The sequence below is a fragment of the Lentzea sp. NPDC005914 genome, assembly GCF_040629405.1.
In the GTDB taxonomy this organism is placed as follows: Bacteria; Actinomycetota; Actinomycetes; order Mycobacteriales; family Pseudonocardiaceae; genus Lentzea.
Map to the genome: position 1 here is coordinate 441,648 of NZ_JBEXVQ010000003.1, position 18,979 is coordinate 460,626.

At 70.2% G+C, this 18,979-nt stretch carries 19 protein-coding genes; 7 read left to right on the forward strand and 12 right to left on the reverse strand.

Going from position 1 to position 18,979, the window contains the following annotated elements; translation table 11 throughout:
- Positions 1-78: 78 nt before the first annotated feature.
- From ABZ345_RS06985 to ABZ345_RS06995, 3 genes are all read left to right on the forward strand, one after another.
- Positions 79-792 (forward strand): response regulator transcription factor, encoded by a 714-nt coding sequence (locus tag ABZ345_RS06985; RefSeq protein ID WP_359843801.1) that lies wholly within the window; start codon positions 79-81, stop codon positions 790-792.
- 92 nt (positions 793-884) lie between these two features.
- Positions 885-1,247, forward strand: coding sequence for a cupin domain-containing protein (locus ABZ345_RS06990; protein WP_359843803.1), 363 nt, complete (start codon positions 885-887; stop codon positions 1,245-1,247).
- The gene (locus tag ABZ345_RS06995; protein ID WP_359843805.1) at positions 1,244-1,567 is read left to right on the forward strand and encodes a hypothetical protein; all 324 of its coding nucleotides are present in this window, start codon (positions 1,244-1,246) and stop codon (positions 1,565-1,567) included. Before ABZ345_RS06990 ends, ABZ345_RS06995 begins: the two co-directional genes overlap by 4 nt.
- Before the next feature lie 3 nt (positions 1,568-1,570).
- Here ABZ345_RS06995 and ABZ345_RS07000 read toward each other — a convergent pair whose 3' ends face one another.
- Genes ABZ345_RS07000 through ABZ345_RS07010 form a run of 3 tightly spaced genes read right to left on the reverse strand, consistent with a single transcriptional unit; the run spans position 1,571 to position 4,909 of the window.
- Positions 1,571-2,518, reverse strand: coding sequence for a LacI family DNA-binding transcriptional regulator (locus ABZ345_RS07000; RefSeq protein ID WP_359843807.1), 948 nt, complete (start codon positions 2,516-2,518; stop codon positions 1,571-1,573).
- Positions 2,496-3,857, reverse strand: a complete 1,362-nt coding sequence (locus ABZ345_RS07005; RefSeq protein ID WP_359843809.1) for an amidohydrolase family protein — start codon at positions 3,855-3,857, stop codon at positions 2,496-2,498. Before ABZ345_RS07005 ends, ABZ345_RS07000 begins: the two co-directional genes overlap by 23 nt.
- Entirely contained in the window at positions 3,854-4,909 is a 1,056-nt protein-coding gene (locus ABZ345_RS07010; RefSeq protein WP_359843811.1) for an FAD-binding oxidoreductase, read from the reverse strand. Before ABZ345_RS07010 ends, ABZ345_RS07005 begins: the two co-directional genes overlap by 4 nt.
- 307 nt (positions 4,910-5,216) lie before the next feature.
- On the opposite strand from ABZ345_RS07010, the gene ABZ345_RS07015 reads away from it, so the two are divergent.
- The 3 genes from ABZ345_RS07015 to ABZ345_RS07025 all read left to right on the forward strand — a co-directional run bounded on the left by ABZ345_RS07015 (position 5,217) and on the right by ABZ345_RS07025 (position 9,797).
- Positions 5,217-6,653 carry a PKD domain-containing protein gene (locus ABZ345_RS07015; protein ID WP_359843813.1) on the forward strand — a complete coding sequence of 479 codons (1,437 nt, stop codon included), beginning with the start codon at positions 5,217-5,219 and terminating at the stop codon, positions 6,651-6,653.
- Between the two features lie 123 nt (positions 6,654-6,776).
- Complete coding sequence (locus ABZ345_RS07020; RefSeq protein ID WP_359843815.1) at positions 6,777-8,774, forward strand: AAA family ATPase; 1,998 nt, start codon at positions 6,777-6,779, stop codon at positions 8,772-8,774.
- 33 nt (positions 8,775-8,807) lie between these two features.
- A complete protein-coding gene (locus tag ABZ345_RS07025; RefSeq protein WP_359843817.1) occupies positions 8,808-9,797 on the forward strand; it encodes a BtrH N-terminal domain-containing protein in 990 nt (329 codons plus the stop codon).
- A gap of 3 nt (positions 9,798-9,800) precedes the next feature.
- Here ABZ345_RS07025 and ABZ345_RS07030 read toward each other — a convergent pair whose 3' ends face one another.
- Genes ABZ345_RS07030 through ABZ345_RS07045 form a run of 4 tightly spaced genes read right to left on the reverse strand, consistent with a single transcriptional unit; the run spans position 9,801 to position 12,848 of the window.
- Positions 9,801-10,298: a cupin domain-containing protein gene (locus ABZ345_RS07030; RefSeq protein WP_359843819.1), complete on the reverse strand. Its 498-nt coding sequence runs from the start codon at positions 10,296-10,298 to the stop codon at positions 9,801-9,803.
- A gap of 6 nt (positions 10,299-10,304) precedes the next feature.
- Entirely contained in the window at positions 10,305-11,276 is a 972-nt protein-coding gene (gene cysK / locus ABZ345_RS07035) for a cysteine synthase A (RefSeq protein WP_359843821.1), read from the reverse strand.
- 22 nt (positions 11,277-11,298) lie between these two features.
- A complete protein-coding gene (gene epsC, locus ABZ345_RS07040; RefSeq protein ID WP_359843823.1) occupies positions 11,299-11,940 on the reverse strand; it encodes a serine O-acetyltransferase EpsC in 642 nt (213 codons plus the stop codon).
- Positions 11,937-12,848, reverse strand: coding sequence for a DMT family transporter (locus ABZ345_RS07045; RefSeq protein ID WP_359843825.1), 912 nt, complete (start codon positions 12,846-12,848; stop codon positions 11,937-11,939). Before ABZ345_RS07045 ends, epsC begins: the two co-directional genes overlap by 4 nt.
- Between ABZ345_RS07045 and ABZ345_RS07050 the strand changes: the two genes are divergently transcribed.
- On the forward strand, positions 12,820-13,182 hold the full coding sequence (locus ABZ345_RS07050) for a PAS domain-containing protein (protein WP_359843827.1): 363 nt from the start codon (positions 12,820-12,822) through the stop codon (positions 13,180-13,182). The genes ABZ345_RS07045 and ABZ345_RS07050 overlap by 29 nt on opposite strands.
- Positions 13,183-13,235: 53 nt before the next feature.
- Here ABZ345_RS07050 and ABZ345_RS07055 read toward each other — a convergent pair whose 3' ends face one another.
- From ABZ345_RS07055 to ABZ345_RS07075, 5 genes are all read right to left on the reverse strand, one after another.
- Positions 13,236-16,409: a S8 family serine peptidase gene (locus ABZ345_RS07055; protein ID WP_359843829.1), complete on the reverse strand. Its 3,174-nt coding sequence runs from the start codon at positions 16,407-16,409 to the stop codon at positions 13,236-13,238.
- A 161-nt stretch (positions 16,410-16,570) separates the two neighbouring features.
- Positions 16,571-16,828: a PRC-barrel domain containing protein gene (locus ABZ345_RS07060; protein WP_359843831.1), complete on the reverse strand. Its 258-nt coding sequence runs from the start codon at positions 16,826-16,828 to the stop codon at positions 16,571-16,573.
- Positions 16,815-17,189: a hypothetical protein gene (locus tag ABZ345_RS07065; protein WP_359843833.1), complete on the reverse strand. Its 375-nt coding sequence runs from the start codon at positions 17,187-17,189 to the stop codon at positions 16,815-16,817. Before ABZ345_RS07065 ends, ABZ345_RS07060 begins: the two co-directional genes overlap by 14 nt.
- Positions 17,190-17,191: 2 nt before the next feature.
- Positions 17,192-18,421: a divalent metal cation transporter gene (locus ABZ345_RS07070; RefSeq protein WP_359843835.1), complete on the reverse strand. Its 1,230-nt coding sequence runs from the start codon at positions 18,419-18,421 to the stop codon at positions 17,192-17,194.
- Positions 18,418-18,837 (reverse strand): hypothetical protein, encoded by a 420-nt coding sequence (locus ABZ345_RS07075; protein WP_359843837.1) that lies wholly within the window; start codon positions 18,835-18,837, stop codon positions 18,418-18,420. The genes ABZ345_RS07070 and ABZ345_RS07075 overlap by 4 nt, the downstream gene beginning before the upstream one ends.
- Positions 18,838-18,979: the final 142 nt, after the last annotated feature.

An 18,979-nucleotide genomic window follows, 5' to 3' on the forward strand; every position in this document is an offset into this window, starting at 1 on the left:
TACGGCCGGTGCCGCTCTTTGGGGGAGATCAGGTGACCGCTAGGGAATGACACCGACAGCTATTTCGGGGGAAGACCGATGACCCAGGTAGAACACGCGCCACTACCATCGCTGCGCCGCGGGAACGACATCGCGGTCCTGCACAGACCCGCGACCGTCACCGTGGTGCTCGCCGACACACAGCCCGCCATCAGGCACGGAGTGCGTTCGGTGATCGAACGAGTAGATGGCGTCTCGGTAATAGGTGAAGCTTCTACTTCTTCGGAGGTAGTGGCCGAGACCGCGCGCTGCCGACCCGATGTACTCGTCATCGACGTGGACACCGTAGGAACGGGAAACTGCCGATTAGTGGAACAAATAGCGCGCGCATGCCCCGAAACGGGCATCTTGGTCTTCAGCGCGCTGGATTGTGACGCGGCCGTGCTCGCGGCGATTCGTGCGGGCGCGCGCGGCTATTTGTTGAAGAACGCGGACCCGGACCAGATCGTGCGCGGGATCCAGGCCGTCGCGGCCGGTGAGTTCCTCATCGGTAAAACGATCGCCGCACGTTTCGGGGCACTCATGCATCCCGCGCCGGAACAGTCGGCGTACCCGTTCCCGCAGCTCACCGGCAAGGAGCGGGAGGTGCTCGACCGGATCGCCGCGGGCCGGTCGAACGTCGCCATCGCGCGCGAGTTCGCGCTGGCGTCCAAGACCATCAGCAACCGGGTCTCGGCGATCTTCGCGAAGCTCGGCGTGGCCGACCGCGCCCAGGCCATCGTCCTGGCCCGTGACGCCGGCCTGGGGCGGTAGTTCCTGGCACGAAAGGGAAAACGTCCCCTGTCGCCGGGGAAACCCGCGAACCTACGCTCCGCGTCGTCGCCGAACGTCGATCGGAGTTGGGGATGCCGCCGGACAAAGTGGACTTCCGCAGGAGCGAGCCCGAGAACCTCGTCCGCGAGCACGGGCTCGACCTCAAGCTGCTGCACCCGTGGCCGGGCCTGGCCACGCCGTTCCGCGGCGCCTGGTGCGTGCTGCGCCCTGGCGACCGGACCGACACCCACCAGCACCGCGAGCAGGAGCTGTTCATCGCGATGGCGGGCAGCGCCGAGGTCGTCGTCGGCGGGGACACCCACGTGCTGGCGGCAGGTGACCTGGCGTTGATGCCCGCCGACGTGGACCACCACATCCAGAACCCGCACGAGGAGGACTTCTCCTACTACGCGATCTGGTGGGACGGTGTCATGGCCGAGGAGTTCCTCGCGTGATCGACTACAACGGCCGCAGGTTCCGCAAGCCCGACAGCGACCCGCACACCGTCGCCGAGTACCACCAGGACGGCGACCTCGTGTGGGCCGACTTCGCCGGTGGCAAGGTCCGCCGCGGCTCGATCGCCGGGACGCGCGCCCCGGACGGCACCCTCCACATGGGATACACGATGGTGCTCGAGAACGGTGACGTGATCTGCGGGCACACGGTGAACACGCCGGAGTTCACGTCCGAGGGACGCCTGCGGCTGCGCGAGGAGTGGGAACGGTACGGGCCGCACGCCGCTGCCGGTACCTCCTACATCGACGAGGTCGGCTGACGATCAGCACGACCCGCGAGCGATGAGGGTGGGCTGGAAGACGATCCGCGCCGGGGCCGAGGGCTCCTCGACGACGAGCTCCGCGGCCCTGCGGCCCATCTCGTACGACGGCTGGGCGACCACGCTGATCCCGAGCGTGCCCGCCCACGCGAAGTCGTCCATGGTCAGGAACCCGATGTCGTCGGGCATCCGCAGACCCCGTGCCGTCAACGCCGCGTGGACGGCCACGGTCAGCCGGCCCGTCGTGCACACGATCGCGTCGTTGCGCTGCAGCAACGAACCGACGGCGCCGTCCACCTCGTTTTCGTTGCCCACCAGCACTTCCTCGGGCTGCGGCAGGTCGCGCTCAGAGAGCCCCTGCCGCAGCCCGTCCACGCGTTTCACCTGTGTCGGCCGATGGCTGCCGCTCACGATCCCCACCCGTGCCCGGCCGCAGTCGGCCAGATGCGCGGCCATCAGCCGTCCGGCCGCAGCGTCGTCCAGGCTGACCGAATGCAGTCCCGGCACCGTGCGCGCGACGATCACACACGGCGTGCCGTTCTCCGCCATCTGCCGGGCGTGGCTGTCCGCGGTCTCGTCGGCGGTCATGACCAGGCCCCGCACCCGGTGCTGGTCCATCGCCCGCACCTGGGCGGCCTCCCGCTCGGCGCGGCGGTAGGTGCTGGCCAGCATGACCGGACTGTCGCTGGCCGCGGCCACCTCGTCGATCCCCCGGATCAGGTCCAGGTAGAACGGGCTGCTCAGGTCGCGGATGACCACACCGATCGTGCTCGACCGCCCGGCGAAGATGCTCCTGGTCAACGCGTTCGGGCTGTAGCCGAGGAACTCCGCGGCCGCCCACACCTTCGCCGCCGTCGACTCCGCGACGAGACCGTCGTTCAGCACACGGGAGACCGTCGCCGTGGACACTCCCGCGTGGGCGGCCACGTCACCGATCGTCACTCGCTTCATCCGTGACCCGCCTGCCTGCTCGCACCACGATCCTGCCGTCGATCATGACGGTCAGGACATTGTCCAGCTCCGCCGGGTCGGCCACCACCAGGTCGGCGATCGCGCCCGGCACGATCCGGCCACGCCGGGGCGCGAGCCCCGGGAACGTGTCGGCGACGGCGGACGTGGCCATCGCGACCGCGGCGGGCAGGCCGACCACGCCCGCCTTCGTCGCCCGGTCGATCGCCAGCAGGATCGGGTCGTGGTTCCCGGCCGCGTAGTCGGTCGAGATCGTGTCCACCAGCCCGGCCTCGAACATCGCGTAGAGCAGCTCCGGCCCGAGGTCCGACCGGCCGCCGCGGAACGTGTCCAAAATGGACACGTCGATCACCACTCCCCTCTCCTTCAACCGCTCCGCGTGCTCGAGGCCTTCTCGCAGGGTGAAGCTGGGGTGGTTGGAGTGCCCGGCGACCAGCCGCACGTCCGTCCTGGCGATCGCACCGACCTGCGTCATCGACGCGGCCGCGTTGTGCACCAGCACCGGGACGTCCAGCTCCCTGCCCTGCTCCGCCGCTTCGGCCAGGCCGCGCAGCGCGACGTCGAACGCGGGCAGCACCACGCCCGACACGATCTCGCAGACGTCCTCGACGGCCAGCCTCCCGGTCAGTTCCGCGCCCGCCAACGCCTCCTCCACCGCGTCACGGTCGAACTCCGACGTGCTGATGTGCCTGCCCAGCACCGCGACCTTCAACTGGTTCGCCTGCCACGCCGTCACTCGCACCCCCGTGCGCCTGGCGATCTGCTGCGGGATGTACAGGTAGCTCGCCCCGCCACCGCCGAGCGTGTGCCCCGCGCCGATCTCCCCCAGCGCCACCGCCCCTTCGGCGACGGCCTGCCGTGCGGTGAACGCCCTGTCCGCCGCGGTGAGCCCGCCTCCGTCGGCGATCGTCGCCGCCTCCAGGCACGCGGGTGTGTTGCAGGAGGCCGCTTTCACGTTGACCGGATGCGCCTCGTCCGTCCTGGCAACGGCTTCCGCGGTGATGAACCCGTCGACGCAGAGCAGTGTCGTAGTGCCCTCCAGCAGATGCCGGTCGAGGTTCGCGTTCACCTGCTTGATCGGCAACGGCTCGTGGCCGCTGGGGAACAGCGGACCGTACGCCGTGCCGTGCGTGTGGTTGTTGATCAGGCCGGGGATCACCAGCATCCCGGACGCCTCAACGACTTCCGCCGACGGGTAGTCGCCGTTGCCCGGCTCGATGATCTCCCGGACCGTGTCGCCCTCGACGACGACGTCGACCCCGCGCCGGGGTTCGGTGCCCCGGCCGTCGACCAGGTCGCAGCCACGCACGACGGTCGTCATCGCCACACCTCGAACCGCTCGAAGCGGAATGGCGCCAGCGCTTCGTCCCGGTCGTCACCGAGCACCTCGCCGGCGACGAGCTCGCCCGCGTGCAGACACAACGTCACACCGCTGTGCGACACCGCGAAGAAGTAGTTGCGCACGTCGGTGGCCCGCCCGAGGACGGGCAGCCCGTCGCCGGGAATCGGCCGCTGTCCCGTGTGCACGCTCTCGGCCGCCCGGATCGCCGGGTAGACCGACGCGGCGTCGCGCACCAGCTTCTCGACGGCGCCCTGCCCGCCCTGGTCGACCTCGCCGGAGTGCAGCATGATCCGCCCGCCCCGCTCCGGTCGCAGGTGCACGTCCGGAGCGTGCACGACCCTCGACACCGGCACCGCGACGGACGTGGTGTGCACGAGCACGCAGGGCAGGTTGCGCATCGGCAGCGCGAGCCCCGCCATCGCGGCGACCTCGGCAGCCTGGGGCCCCGCGCAGTTCACGACCGCGTCCGCGGCGAGCACCTGCCCGGACTCCAGCCGCACGGCCCGCACCACGTCACCGCTCACGTCCAGCCCGACCACGGCGTCGTCGGCCACCACATCCGCACCCCTCGACAGCAGATGTGCGATCAACCGCGTGGGCTCGACCCACGCCTCGCCGGGGTAGTAGGCGATCCCGTCGGCAGGGAGCCGGTCCGGGACGAGGCCCGGCTCCAGGTCCAGCGCCTCGGCACGGGTCAGCAGCTTGGCCTCGTAGCCGCGCGCGAGAAGAGCGTCGACCTTCGTGCTCAGCCCTTCCTCGTCGGCGGTCCACTCGATGCCGCCGCCACCGTGGTACCAGTCGCCGAGCGGGACCTCGGCCGCCAGCCGCTGGTGCGCCGCCATTCCCGCGAGGTTGAGGTCGTGGTAGACGAGCGGCTGCTTGTTGCGGGAGTTGACCCACGAGAACGTCGCGCCGGACGTTCCCGAACCCGGCATGCCACCGTCGACGACCGTCACCTCCGCCCCGCGCCGGACCAGCGCCGCTCCCACGGCGGCTCCATAGACACCGGCACCCACCACGACGACCCGCATCTCACCCTCCCCGAAGTTCCTGCCCATCCTCGCTGTAACTAGTTACATGAAACTAGTTGCACCGTAGACCCGCACACCGGCGGTGGTCAATGCGGACCACGGAAACCGTTGCACCGGAAGACCTTTGACCGAGGAGGCGCCGCGCTGCCCCCATGATCAACCCGAGTCACCCCGTTGGCCGCACGGCCGTTGCGGCAGATGATCGAATTCCCCGCCGGAGCCATCCTCCGCGCACCGGCGCGCGTCTCCTGATCAAGAGAGGCCGCGCTGAAGCGGCCTACGGCAACTGGGGTTTCATTTGCGCGCAATGATCATCGGTGCCGCGGTCGCACTGGCCGCGGCACTGGCACCGGGCACCGCACACGCGGCACCGCCGTCCAACGACGACTTCGCCGGCGCCACCGCGATCACCTCGCTCCCGTTCACGTCCACTGTGGACACCACCGGCGGCACGGCGGGGAACGACGACCCGTCCAACTGCTGGTGGAGCACCAGCAGCGTCTGGTACCGCTACACCGCGCCCGCGGACGGCTTCGTGCGCATGACGACCGACCGGCCGGACGACGAGAAGCCCGCCATCTCCGCCTTCACGGGCGAGCGCGGCGCGCTGACGTGGACACCGGGCGCCTGCCAGTACCCGCACGGCGGCGGCTCGAACACGTTCGCGGTGACGGCGGGCACCACCTACCACTTCTTGCTGCAGGACACGCGGTTCGCCGGGCCGGTCGCGTTCGGTGTCGAGCTCGTGCCGAGGGCGGCCAACGACGACTTCGCGGCGGCCGTGGACGTGCCGCTGGACACCGACGTCACGGCGGACGCCGGTCCCGCCACCCTGGAGACGGGCGAGACGAGGCCGGGGTGCGAGCGCTCCTCCACCCGGTCGGTGTGGTTCCGCTACACCGCGGACCGCGCCCGCTTCGTCGCGGCGAAGGTCACCGAGCGCAGCAGCACCGCGGCGGTGGCGGTCTACCGCGGTACCGCGGTCAACGCGCTGACCGAGGTGGACTGCCTGCAGACCAGCCACGACCCGGCGGTCTTCGCCGCCGCGGCCGGTGAGACTTACTACCTCCGTGTCGCGGACGGCATCTACGGCGCGATGCCGCTGACGTTGCGGCTGACCGAGGCGCCGCAGATCAAGCCCACCGCGTGGTGGGTGTCGCCGGAGCAGCCCGGCGTGTTCGACGAGGTCCGGTTCGGCATCGACGCGGGTGACCCGGCGGGCCGCCGTCTGCAGGGCGGCGAGGTTCGGTTCGGCGACGGCACGCCCGCCGCGGCCCTGAGCCCCGGCCAGCCGGAGGTCTCGCACAGGTACGCCACCGACGGCGAGTACGAGGTCACGATCACCGGGCACACGTCCGACGGTCGTACCGGCACCTCCACCCAGAAGATCAAGGTCGAGACGCACGACGTGACGGTGTCGAACGTCGCCGCACCCGCGACCGCGAAAGCCGGCGACACCGCACAGGTCGAGGTCTCGGTCACCAGCACCCGCTACGCCGAGGACGTCGTCGTCGACCTGCTGCGCCGCAGGGTGGACGGCTACTACAACGTCGTCGGCACGGTTCGTCAGCACGTGGCGAAGGACAGCACGGCGGTCGTGCCGTTCACGTACACCTACTCCGCGGACGACGCGGCGATCGGCAAGGCGACGCTGAAGGCGCGAGTCCGCCTGGACGGGCGTGAGGACGACAACCCCGCCGACAACGAGCGCGTGGCCGAGACGATCGTCGTCGCGGCAGGTTAGAGACTGACCCGTCCGGGCAATGTCCTCGTGGACCTTGCCCGGACGGCGTCTGGTCTGTGTTCTTGAGCCACGAGGGGGAGGATCGGAGACGGGAGCCTTCATCCGAGCGGAGAGGCACGACTGGTGGCGGAAGACTGGGTGTTCGGCTTCGGGTCCAACTCCTTCGAGGAGCTGGTCGGGAAGCTGTTCGGCGGGCTGGGGCAGAACCAGTCGGCGACGCGGCGCACGGACCACTACGGGCGCGACCTCACCGCGGCGGCACGGGACGGCCTGCTCGACCCGGTGATCGGCCGCGACGACGTGATCGACGAGGTGCTCGAGGTGTTGTCGCGGCGCACCAAGAACAACCCGGTGCTGATCGGGGATCCGGGGGTCGGCAAGACCGCCATCGTCGAGGGCATCGCGGCCCGGATCGCCAGTGGTGACGTGCCCGCCACCCTGACCGGCAGGCGACTGATCTCGCTGGACCTCGCGGGCATGGTCGCCGGGGCGAAGTACCGGGGCGAGTTCGAGGAACGGCTCGAGGGCGTCATCGCGGAGGTGGCCGCGACGGACCGGATGGTGGTCCTGTTCATCGACGAGCTGCACACCGTGGTGGGCGCGGGCAGTGCCGAGGGCGCGCCGATGGACGCCGCGAACATGCTCAAACCGATGCTGACGACCGGAAGGCTCCAGGTCATCGGAGCCACCACGGTCGAGGACTACCGGCGGCACGTCGCGAAGGACGCCGCGCTGGAACGGCGGTTCCAGCCGATCCTGGTCGCCGAACCGTCGGCCGCCGAGACGATCGCCATCCTCCGAGGCCTGCGCACCCGGTACGAGATGCACCACGGGGTGCGGATCACGGACGAGGCGATCGTGTCGGCCGTGGAACTGTCGGCCCGCTACGTCACCGACCGGTTCCTGCCGGACAAGGCCGTTGACCTGGTGGACCGCGCGGGCGCGCGGGTCCGGCTGCGGGAGAAGTCCCCGATGCCACCGGATCCGGTGCGGCTCGAACAGCGGGTGTGGCGGCTCAAGCGGGACAAGGCCGCCGCACAGGGCGAGAACGCGCTCGACGACGAACTGGCCCAGGCGATCGCCGACCTGGAGGCCGCGCAGGCCGCGCTGGCCGACGCGCCCGAGGTCGGGGCGAACGACGTCGCCGAGATCGTCTCGCGCAGCACGGGCATCCCCGTCGCCCAGCTCACCGAGGCCGAACGGCACCGGTTGCTGCACCTGGAAGACCACCTGCACCAGCGGATCGTCGGGCAGGACGAGGCGGTGGAGGCGGTGGCCGACGCGGTCCGGCAGGGCCGTGCCGGACTCAAGCACCCGCACCGGCCGGTGGGCTCGTTCCTGTTCCTCGGCCCGACCGGGGTGGGCAAGACCGAGGTCGCACGGGCGCTGGCCGAGGCGCTCTTCGGTGCGCAGGACAAGCTGATCCGGTTCGACATGAGCGAGTTCTCGCAGCAGCACACGATCACGCGGCTGATCGGCGCGCCACCGGGATACGCCGGCTACGAGGACGCCGGTCAGCTCACCGGCGCGGTCCGGCGAATGCCGTACTCGGTCCTGCTCCTGGACGAGATCGAGAAGGCGCACCCCGACGTCTTCGGCACGCTGCTGCAGGTGCTGGACGCGGGCAGGCTCACCGACGCGCAGGGACGCACCGCGGACTTCACCAACACCGTGATCATCATGACCAGCAACATCGGCGCCGACCAGCTGCTCGCGGCGGCTGCCACGGACGTCCCGGTCGAGCAGCTGCGGGAGCCGTTGATGGCGGCGGTCCGCCGTCGTTTCCGCCCGGAGTTCCTCAACCGCCTCGACGAGATCATCCTGTTCCGCGGCCTGGACTCCGTGCAGCTGCGGCAGATCACCGCGTTGCTGCTCGAACGCACCCGTGAGCGGCTGAGCGAGCAGAACATCACGCTGGAGGTGCACGACGAGGCCGTCGACTGGCTCGCGTCGCGCGGCTACGTCCCCGAGTACGGCGCCCGGCCGCTGCGCCGCACCATCGCGAAGGAGCTCGACCGGAAGCTGTCCAGGGCGCTGCTCGGGGGCGAGTTGCGCAGCGGGCAGCACGTCGTCGTCATGGTCGCCGACTCGGGCCTGACGCTGACCATCACCGGGGATTGACCCTCACACGGTGAGAGGGTGCAGGCTGAGCCGATGATCATCGAGAACGTCTCGTTCCCCTCGGGTCAGCACTGCGAGACCACGGCTTTCGGCGCCCTGCTGCGCCACGAGGGTGTCGAGATGTCCGAGCCGATGCTGTTCGGCCTCGGTGAGGGTCTGGGCTTCGTCTACTGGGACGCCAGGAACATGGCGTTCCCCTTCCTCGGCGGACGCGTGAAACCGTTCGCTCTCACCAGAACCGCCTCCGACCGGCTGGGCCTGACGCTGCACGTCCAGGAGACCGCCTCGCCACGAAAGGCCTGGCAGCACGTCACCAGCGCCCTCGCCGCGGGACGTCCTGTCGGCCTGCAGCTGGACTCCTACCACCTCGAGTACTTCACCGCGAAAGTCCACTTCGGCGGCCGCTTCGTCGCGATGTACGGCTACGACGACACTCACGCCCACCTGGTCGACACCGCACAACAGGGCGGCGCCGTGACGACCTCGCTCACCAGCCTGGGTCAGGCCCGGAGCGAACGCGGACCGATGACCGCCCGCAACCTCTCGTACACCCTCGCGTGTCCCGCCGGCCTGCCCGATCTGGGCCACGCCATCAGGAACGCGATCGCGAACAACGCCCACGCCTTCCTGAACCCGCCCATCACCAACCTCGGCCACCGCGGCATCGGCAAGGCGGCCCGGCAGGTGACGCTGTGGCTCGACCGGTCGGAGGACCCGTCCCGCGACCTTCCCCTGGCCGCCACGCTGATGGAACGCGGCGGCACCGGCGGCGCACTGTTCCGCGCCCTCTACCGCGACTTCCTCGCCGAAGCCACCGCGATCGCCGACGACGACAACCTCGCGCACGGCCACCGGTTGTACGCCGAGATCGCTCCACTGTGGACCGAGGTCGCGCACCACATCACCGTCGCGGGAGAGACCGGCGACGCGGACCACCTGGCCCGCGCCTCCGCGATCCTCACCGAACTGGCCGACGCGGAACGTCACGCCATGCAGGTCCTGTCCCGCGTGCGCACCGGGTGACGGTCAGTGCCGGCCCCAGTTCGCCGGAGCGTCCTTGCCGTCCATCGTCACCTCGAACTGGTCGTACTTCGCCATCAGCGCCAGCAGTTCGTCCTCGCTCGGCTTGCGCCCGTCCGCGTACATCTCGGCGAGGCCCCTGAAGTACTCCTCGCGGTTGAGCGCGGGCGTGAAGATGATGAGCATCGTGGCCTGGTCCTGGTAGGGGTTGTGGAACCCGTGCGACACCCCCATCGGCACGTTCACGTAGGTGCCGGGAGGAGCGGCGAACGACTTGCCGTCGAGGTGGAGCTCCACCAGGCCGTGCAGGACGTAGAACGCCTCCAACTGCTCGTTGTGGACGTGCGGCGAGGCGCCGGGGGCTCCGGGGTCCATCCGGTGCTCGTACAGGCCGAGCTTCCCGTCCGTCTCGCTGCCCTGGGCCTTGAAGGTGGTGTGGGTGGTCGTGCCGATCTGCACCGACTCGCCCTCGCCGGGAAGCAGGATGCGGGACAACTGGGTCATGTCTGTTCACTCCTCGTTGATGGCTGCGTCGTCCTGGTCGAACCAGGAGAGGTACCGCTCGCCCGTGTCCGGGAACACGGTGACCAGGTTCTTGCCCGCGTACTCGGGCCGGGAGGCGAGCACGCGGCAGGCGTGCGCCGCCGCGCCGGAGGAGACGCCGACCAGCAGCCCCGCCGTGCGGGCGAGCTCGCGCGCCGTGCTGTAGGCGTCCTCGTTGGACACGGTGAGGACCTCGTCGATCAGGTCGACGTCGGTCGTCGGCGCGACGAAACCGCCGTTGAGGCCGGGGATGCGGTGCAGGCCGCCCCAGCCCTGGCTGAGCACGGGAGATCCCTCCGGCTCGACCGCGACGACGCGGACCGCGGGGTTGCGTTCCTTCAGGTAGCGGGCGGTGCCGCTGAGCGTCCCGCCGGTGCCGACACCGCAGACGAAGACGTCCACTTCGCCGTCGGTGTCGTTCCAGATCTCCGGGCCGGTGGTGGCGTAGTGCGCCGCCACGTTGTCGGAGTTCTCGTGCTGGCAGGCGAACCACGACCCCGGCCGCTCGAGGTGGATCTCCTCGGCCTTGGCGATCGCCGCCGCGTAGCCCTCCTGGTGCGGCGTCAGCACGATCTCCGCGCCGAACGCGCGCAGCAACTGCAGGCGTTCGCTGGTCGCGCTGTCGGGCAGGACGATCACGCACCGGTACCCGCGGGCGGCGGCGATCGCGGCCATCGAGATGCCCGTGTTGCCCGAGGTGGCCTCGACGATGGTGCCCGAGCCCCTGGTCAGCTGCCCGCGCTGCTCCGCGCCGTTGATCATGTAGAGCGCGGCGCGGTCCTTCACGCTGGACAGAGGGTTGGCCATCTCCAGCTTGGCGTAGAGGTTCGCGGTCGTCACACCGAGGTCGAGCCGGACGGTGGGGGTGCCGCCGATCAGGTCCTCGAGCGACTGGGCGGGCGGTCGTGCGGTGAGCGGCTGACTGACTCGGGTGTCCACGAACTCTCCGATCGGTTAGGTGTCACCAGCTGGGGAACACGGCCGCGCCCTTGTGCCGTTGTCCCGCGACCACGACGGACTGCCGAGGCCGGGCCGCCTTCGCCACGCTGCGGCTCGACCTCAGGTTCGGGATGGAGAACGGCGCCAAGACGCGCGAGTCCGCTGGCACGTCGCGGATGACGAGAGCCTGGGCACCGACCACGGAGTCGTGGCCGACGGTGATCGGGCCGAGCAGCGTCGCGTTGGCCCCGACGACCACCCGGTCGCCGAGCTTCGGATGCCGGCGGGACCCCTCCGGCCGCTGGTTGTCGTGCCACCACCCGACCGCGCCGAGCGTCACCTGGTGGAAGATCGTGACGTCGTCGCCGATGATCACCGTCTCGCCGATCACGACGGCCGCGCCGTGGTCGATGAAGAAGCCCCGCCCGATCTGCGCGCCGGGGTGGATCTCGATGCCCCCGGTGAGCAACCTGGCGATGACCATGACCAGGCGGGCGCCGCGCCGGTGCCCTCTCACGTGCAGCCAGTGCGAGACGCGGTGGCCCCAGATCGCGAGGACCGAGGGGTGCAGCAACGCCTCGCTGCGCGACTGGATCGACGGGTCGCGGTCCAGGATCATGTCCAGGTCCGCGGCGAGCACGCTGAGCAGCGCCCGCGGGTTCACCTGACGGCTCCCGTGGTCACGGGGTCGTTCTTGCGCAGCTGCGCGACCCGGTTCTCCGCGTAGGCCACACCCACGAGCACGACCAGGCCGCCTGCCAGGAGGTTCCACGTGACGGGCTCGCCGAGGAACAGCACGCTGATGAGCACCGCGAACACCGGCACCACGTAGTTGACCGCGGAGGCGGTGGTGGCACCGACGTCACCGATGAGGCGGAAGTACAGCACGTAGGCCAGGCCGGTGCTGAGCAGGCCGAGCAGCACGATGCTGAACGTCACCGGTGCGGTGAGGTGCGGGACCTTCCAGTCGAAGAACGGGGTCACCAACGCCTGCAACACGGCCGCCGACACGAGCTGCGACGCGGCCAGCGACAGCGGCGCCAGGCCGAGCGGCGAGAGGAACTTCCGCACGTACACGAAGCCGATCGCGTAGCTGATGGCCGCGCCGAAGCAGGCCAGCCGCCCGCTGAGCGCGCCCATCGACTCGTGCCACGGCCCGATCAGCAGCACCACGCCGACGAAGCCGAGCGCCAGGCCGACCGCCTTGCGCGAGGTGGCGCGCTCGGTCGGCAAAGCGGCCGTAGCCAGCGCGAGTGTCAGCAGCGGGGTCGCTCCGATGAGGACTCCCGCGATGCCGGCGCCGGTCGTCTTCTCCCCGTAGGACAGCAGCAGGAACGGAATCACGTTCCCGAAGAGCCCGGCGGCGCCGATGTGCCCCCAGACCTGGACGGAGCGCGGCAGGGCGACCTTGCGGGCGGCCGCGATCGTGAGCAGCACCGCCGCGCCCAGGATGAGTCTGCTCAGCACGAGCTGAGTCGGCGTCAGACCTTCGAGGGACACCTTGATGAAGGTGAAGCTGCTCCCCCACAGCAGTGCCAGCAGCATGAAGCGCGCGACGGATGCCTTGTCCATTGCTTCTCGATTCGGGTCATCAGTCAGTAGTCGTTTGGAAACTTCAGCAGGAGCGACTAGGGCCGTGGTGGAGTGGCGAGTCCCTCACGCCACCAGCCGCAGCTGCGAGGGCGTGCTGCACGACTACCGCGACCCCGAGCGGTCCGTCGTCGCGGTCGCGAGCGCGGTCACCTGGCGGGTGTTGGGGGACGCGATGAGCGAGATCGGCGGCCCTCGTCGACGACGAACAGGCGCTGGCCGCCGCGTGGGAGGCGTTCCTGGCCGGCGTGAGCACGGCCGTCGAGGCTGTCTGAACGCGCCAGCTCACCTGAGACCCCGCGGCGGTCTCAGGTGAGCTGCGGCCATGGCCGGGGAGAGGCCGCGCAGGCAGCCCCTCCCCGGTCCACGTCACTTCAGTGTGTAGGCCCCGATGACCGTCTGGTCGACGGACCCCTGCGCGTCACCGACCTTCGCCTTGAACGACACCGACTTCGCGTTCGCCGGGTGCAGCAGCGTGAGCAGCCACTTGCCGCCCGCCCGGAACACGACCGTGCGCTGCCAGGTCTTGCCCTCGTCGTAGGAGACCTGAACCTGCGGTGCGCGGACGTCGGTGACGTCGGCCTTGGCACCGTTGCGCTGCACGCTCACCGGGATCGTGAGCAGGCTGCCCGCCCGCGCCTGGTTCTGGTCGTCGAGCTTCGGCGCGAACTTGACCGCGAGCAACGGAAGGATCTTCGCCTGGTCGCCGGTGACGGTCTCGGACGTGAAGGTCCAGTCCGCCGTCACCTTCGACGGCACCGGGACTCGGCCGGCCTCGGTGTGCAGCTGGTACGCGGTCTTCGCCGCGGGTACCGGGGTGAACAGCTGGCCCGGTGTCGCGGTCTCGGCGACGACCTTGCCGTTGGCGGTCAGCGTGGTGCGCCCGGTGCTGCGGCCGAAGTCGAAGGTGTCGTGCTCACCGGTGCCGTCGGCGAACACCTGCGCGTTCACGAACAGCTGGTCGCCCAGCCGTGCGCCCCACGCCCCGGTCGCCTCGTCCGGGACCGCGGGGAAGCCCGGTCCGAACACGGCGGTGTTCCACTGCTCGGTGCTCCTGGCGCCGCGCCGGTACGTCTTCGTGTTCGAGTCGCTGATGACGGTCGGCAGCGCGTTCGGGTCGTCCTCCTCGACCATCGACCGGCTCCACGCCACACCGGGCGTGTAGTACTCGGTCAGCTTGAACGGCAGCGGGCCCTGGACGCCGTTGTTGCGGCTTCCGATCGAGCCGGGGACGCGAGCCTTCATCGTGGCGTCGACCTTCGCCATGTCCCGTTCGCGGTCGGCGTGCTTGATCGCGGCGGGCATCCTGTCCTTGCCCGCGGCCTGCGAGTGGAACTGGTACGGGCTGCCGTAGAAGCCGCCGTCGGCGTTCTTCCTGGCGAACACGCTCCTCGCGGACCACACGAAACCCGCGTCCGACGTGGTGGACGGGCGGATGTAGAAGTCCTTCCAGTCGCCGGCGTTCCAGCCGCCGCCGTACCCGAAGTTCTCCGCGCTCATCGAGACGGTCAGCTGCCCGCTCGCCACCGAGACGTCCTGGCGGTCGACGGTGATCGACGGTGCGCTCGCGGTGCGGGCGTCGAAGGTGATGGTCTTGTCGCCCGCGACCTCGATGGACGGCTCGTACGCCACGGTGATCTTGCCGCGCGTGTTCGGGTCGGCGGAGGGCGTCTGGAAGTACGAGGTCAGGAAGTACCGGCCCTTGGGCAGCCGGATCGTCACCGTTCCGGTCGGCGCATCACCGGACAGGGCAGGGTTGCGGTCGAAGCTGAGCAGCAGGTAACGGCCGGCCTTGGCGGGCTTGCCGTCGTGGTCCACGTAGTTCAGCGTGAGGTCGTAGCTCTCCTCCTCCTTGTGCACGCCGATCGGCACGCGGGCGCCGTTGGAGGCGACCACCGCGGCACCGTAGGCACCGTCCGGGCCCGCCACGCGGGTGTCGGCGGTGACCGAGGCCTCGGCGGTGCCGCCCGCCGGGACGGTCAGCTTCGCCGGGGACACGCTGAACACGCCAGACGCCGGCTTCTGCTCGGCGACGGTCAGGTCGAGCGTCAGCGGCTCGGTGCCGGTGTTGCGGTAGGTGATCTTCTTGGTGATCGGCTGGTCGTCGGTGTGCGGCCAGCGTGCGGTGCCGAAGCTGAGGCTGGCCGGGGTGGCGGACGGGCTCGTGGTGACCGCGCGGGCCACGTCGACACGTCCGGCGCCCTGGTCGAAGACGCCCGAGTCGGGGTACGGCTTGGCGCTGTTCATCAGCGCGGTCTTGATCTCCGCCGGAGACCACGCGGGGTTCTTCGCCGCGAGGATCGCCGCGGCACCCGCGACGTGCGGTGCCGCCATCGACGTGCCGGACAGGGCCACGTGACCCTCGTCGACCGGGTCGCCGATGGTGCCGTTCTTCGCCTTCGCCGCGACGATGCCGACGCCGGGCGCGGTGATGTCCGGCTTGATCGCGCCGTCACCGAGCCGCGGGCCGCGGCTGGAGAAGCCCGCCAGCCTGTCGTCGCGCTCGACCGCGCCGACGGTCAGCGCGGAGTCGGCGGCCGCGGGTGAGGCGACCGGGCCGCCGGAGTTGCCCGCCGAGACCACGAACAACGCGCCGTGCTCGGCGGTGAGCCGGTTGACGGCCTGCGACACGAGGTCGGTGCCGTCGCTCGGGCTGTTGGTGCCGAGGCTCATGTTGATCACGTCGGCCTTGCCGGCGGCCCATTCCATGCCCTCGATGACGCCGGACTCGGTGCCGCTGCCGTGGTCGTCGAGCACCTTGCCGTTGACGAGCTTGGCGTCCGGCGCGATCCCCTTGTACTTGCCCTCACCGGTGATCGTGGAGGCGACGTGGGTGCCGTGGCCGAACTTGTCGTCGGTGGTCGCGGCTGCGCTGAAGTTCTTCTCCTCCACCACCGCGCCCTGCAGGTCGGGGTGCGTGGTGTCGATGCCGGTGTCGAGCACGGCGACCGTGGCGCCGGACCCGGTGAAACCCTGCTGCCACGCCTGCGGAGCGCCGATCTGCGCGGCGCTGCGGTCGAGCGAGGCGGTGATCTTGCCGTCGAGCCACACCTTGGCCGCGCCCGTGGTCCGCGCGGCCGACCAGAAGCTCTTCTTGTCGGCAGTCACGGCATAAGCACCGGTGCTGGGCAACGACTTCGCGTCCGCCGAACGCAGCCCCGCACCACCCTGGACGATCAACGGGATCGTGGCGCGGCTCGCGTCGTCGTAACCAGACCGCGCGAGCAGCGACACGTCGAACAGCCGCTGGTCGAGCGTGCCCGCCGAGATCTGCGGCTCAGCGTCGAGCGGGATGACGTGCAGATCGCCCCGCTCGTCGGTGTAGTGGTGGAACCGAACGCCTTCACGGCCTTTCGCCGCGTGCGTCTGCACCTGCCCGTTGGCCACGTGCACGAGGTCACCCGTGATCAGGGTGACCGTCGTCGTCAGAGCACCCGCATTGACCTGCTGCGGTGCGGTGGACTCCCCCAGTGCCGGAGGCACAGCGGCCGTGGTGACCCCCACGGCGGCCGCGAGCCCAGCGGCGAGAATGGATTTCTTCAACGCGAACTCCCCTTGTTCTGCGTCAGAGGGGCGATGTTGCCCTCAGTGACAGAGATACCGCAGAGAGTGGTCTTGTTGCCCCAGTTCGGGCCGAATGTCCGAATGATGGCCTGGTCCACCGATTCGGCCCACCAGACCCGAAGGCACCGGGCCCGCCGCGATCACCAGTCGACGTCCTCCCACGCCACCTCGCGCGTGCCCCGGTGCAGCACACGCGCGAGCCGTTCAAGCACCCACGGCCGCTGGATCCCAGGCCGTTCGAACCCGAGCAGCCGCCCCCGCCACCTCGGCGTCACGAGCACCTTGACCACCTGGTGCCGGCCGCTCTCGTCAGCCTCGGTCAACAAATCCGCCACCCGCCCGAGCGGGCGTCCGGCGCGGTCACGGACGGTTCGTCCCAGCAGGTCACTGGCCAGCATCGGTCGCTCCCGGGATGTGTCCGATCACGTTGTCGCGCAACCACAGTTCCAGCGCCGGGGTGTCGAGCAGCTCCTGCCGCACGTTCAGGCGGATCGCGCTGCCCACGTCGGCGACGCGGTCGATCGGGATGCGCAGCGGCCGCGGGTCACCGGTGGTGTGCAGGCGGCGCGCGACGGCCGCCATGCACCGGCCCAGCAGGCCGCCGATGCGCTTGCCCAGCGCGTGCTGACCCACGAGGATCGCGGCCACGAACGGCCTGCCGTCCTCGGTCACGCCGAGCTCGACGTCGTCCGCCTTGCCGACGAGGTAGCCGTCCAGGTCCACGATCTGGCGGTCCAGCAGGTCGAAGTCGATCCGCACGCTCACCCTCCCATCCCGGTGAGGATCATCAGCGGCACCGCGGCGACCGCCACGACGAGGATGACCACGAGGTACGACACGCCCAGCACGTTCGTGAAGCGGCTGTTGACCTTGTCGCCGAGGTAGTCGCGGTCGTTGGCGACGACGAGGATCGGCAGGTAGGTCAACGGCAGCGCGACGGCGCTGAACACCAGCGAGTACTCGGTGACCGCGATCGGGTCGGCGGTGGTGAGCAGCAACGCGACGCCGAGCAGGATGCTCACCAGCACGACGGTGTGGAAGCGCGCGGCCTGCCGCGGGCGGACGAGCTTGCCCCACTGCCAGCCGAAGTACTGCGCGACGGTGTACCCGGCGGAGAGCCCGGTTTCGAGTGCCGCGCCGAACGTGGCGGCGAAGAAGCCGAGGATCACCACGGCGAGGCCGAGCTTGCCCAGCGTCATCGCTACCGGCAGCGCGGTCTGGCCGAGGGTGTCGACGTGGATGCCGGCGGGCTCGTAGACGACGGCCGCGCAGCCCATGATCGCCAGGGACAGCAGGCCGCCGAGCGGGAAGCCGACGAAGACGTTCACCCGCTCCGTCGTCAGGTCACGCGCCGACCAGTTCTCCTCGACGGCGCCGGACGAGAAGAAGAACACCTCGTACGGCGTCATGGCCGCGGCGAACAACGCCACGGCGAAGAACCCGTAGGTACCCCAGTCCTCGTGCTGCGGCGGGCCGAAGGTCGTCGCCTGGTCCGCCAGCTGCGTCCACGGAGGGTCGAGCGCGATGAACGCCACGACGAACACCACGAGTGCGAGCCCGGTCAGCCCGAACACGCGTTCCATCGGCTCGAACTTGACCCGCCACAGCACCACCCACAGCACGAACGCCACAATCGGCACCCACAGCAGGTAGTGCACGCTGGTGGCCAGCTGGATCGCGAGCGCGACACCGCCGATCTCCGCGCTGAGCGTGAGCAGCGTGACGAGGTAAGAGCCGGCCAGGTTCGCCAGCGCGACCCGCGGGCCGAGCCGTTCGCGGACGAGGTCGAACACCGGGCGCCCGCTGATCGCCGCCACCCGCCCCGCCATCTCCGCGTACACGCAGATGCCGACGACGCCGACCAGCACGACCCACGCGAGCCGCATGCCGAACCTGGCGCCGGTCTCGGAGTTCGCCACCAGGTCGCCGATGTCGACGAAGCCGCCGATCGCGGTGAGAATACCGAGCGTCACGGCCAGAAGTCGCTTCACCGCAGTCCCTCCAGCACGCCCGCGAGCCGGTCCCCCACTGACACCAGACCGGTCACGGCGGCGTCGGCCGCAGCCCGGTCGTCGTCGTCCAGCCCGGCGCCCAGATCACCGATGAGACGAACGGAGTCCTGCAGCAGGGGCAACACCTCGTCCCGCAGCTGCGCGGAGTCCTGGTCGGGCACCTCCAGCGAGGCGATGTCCGATGTCGCCGTCACCACCGCCTTGCGCGCGTCCTCGACCACAGTGGACTCGTACGGCGGGAAGGCCTTGCCGCGCAAGGCGGTCTGGCCGGCGAGACGGGCGGTTCCGACGGAGGACACCGCGTCCTGGACGCTCGTCTCCACAGTGGACCGGTACTGACCTGTGGTCAGCGGCCACACCCCTATCAGCACGACGGCCAGCAAGACCGCCCCCACGATGACAAGTACCAGCCAGCGACGCCTTCGCACCTCCGTCACATACCCGCTGGCGGCCGTCCGAAACCCCGCGGCGCCTGTTCAGGAGTGCGAACGAACCCGAACGGTCCCGGTTTTCCGACCGGTCCATGACATCGATGTC

What these genes read in the sequence shown, in the direction of transcription:
- ABZ345_RS07015 (WP_359843813.1), top strand. Translation starts at nt 5,217, where the DNA reads ATGATCATCGGTGCCGCGGTCGCACTGGCCGCGGCACTGGCACCGGGC.
- ABZ345_RS07060 (WP_359843831.1), bottom strand. Translation starts at nt 16,828, where the DNA reads ATGCTGGCCAGTGACCTGCTGGGACGAACCGTCCGTGACCGCGCCGGA.
- ABZ345_RS07010 (WP_359843811.1), bottom strand. Translation starts at nt 4,909, where the DNA reads ATGCGGGTCGTCGTGGTGGGTGCCGGTGTCTATGGAGCCGCCGTGGGA.
- ABZ345_RS07050 (WP_359843827.1), top strand. Translation starts at nt 12,820, where the DNA reads ATGAAGCGCGCGACGGATGCCTTGTCCATTGCTTCTCGATTCGGGTCA.
- ABZ345_RS07025 (WP_359843817.1), top strand. Translation starts at nt 8,808, where the DNA reads ATGATCATCGAGAACGTCTCGTTCCCCTCGGGTCAGCACTGCGAGACC.
- ABZ345_RS06990 (WP_359843803.1), top strand. Translation starts at nt 885, where the DNA reads ATGCCGCCGGACAAAGTGGACTTCCGCAGGAGCGAGCCCGAGAACCTC.
- ABZ345_RS07030 (WP_359843819.1), bottom strand. Translation starts at nt 10,298, where the DNA reads ATGACCCAGTTGTCCCGCATCCTGCTTCCCGGCGAGGGCGAGTCGGTG.
- ABZ345_RS07005 (WP_359843809.1), bottom strand. Translation starts at nt 3,857, where the DNA reads ATGACGACCGTCGTGCGTGGCTGCGACCTGGTCGACGGCCGGGGCACC.
- ABZ345_RS07000 (WP_359843807.1), bottom strand. Translation starts at nt 2,518, where the DNA reads ATGAAGCGAGTGACGATCGGTGACGTGGCCGCCCACGCGGGAGTGTCC.
- ABZ345_RS06985 (WP_359843801.1), top strand. Translation starts at nt 79, where the DNA reads ATGACCCAGGTAGAACACGCGCCACTACCATCGCTGCGCCGCGGGAAC.
- ABZ345_RS07045 (WP_359843825.1), bottom strand. Translation starts at nt 12,848, where the DNA reads ATGGACAAGGCATCCGTCGCGCGCTTCATGCTGCTGGCACTGCTGTGG.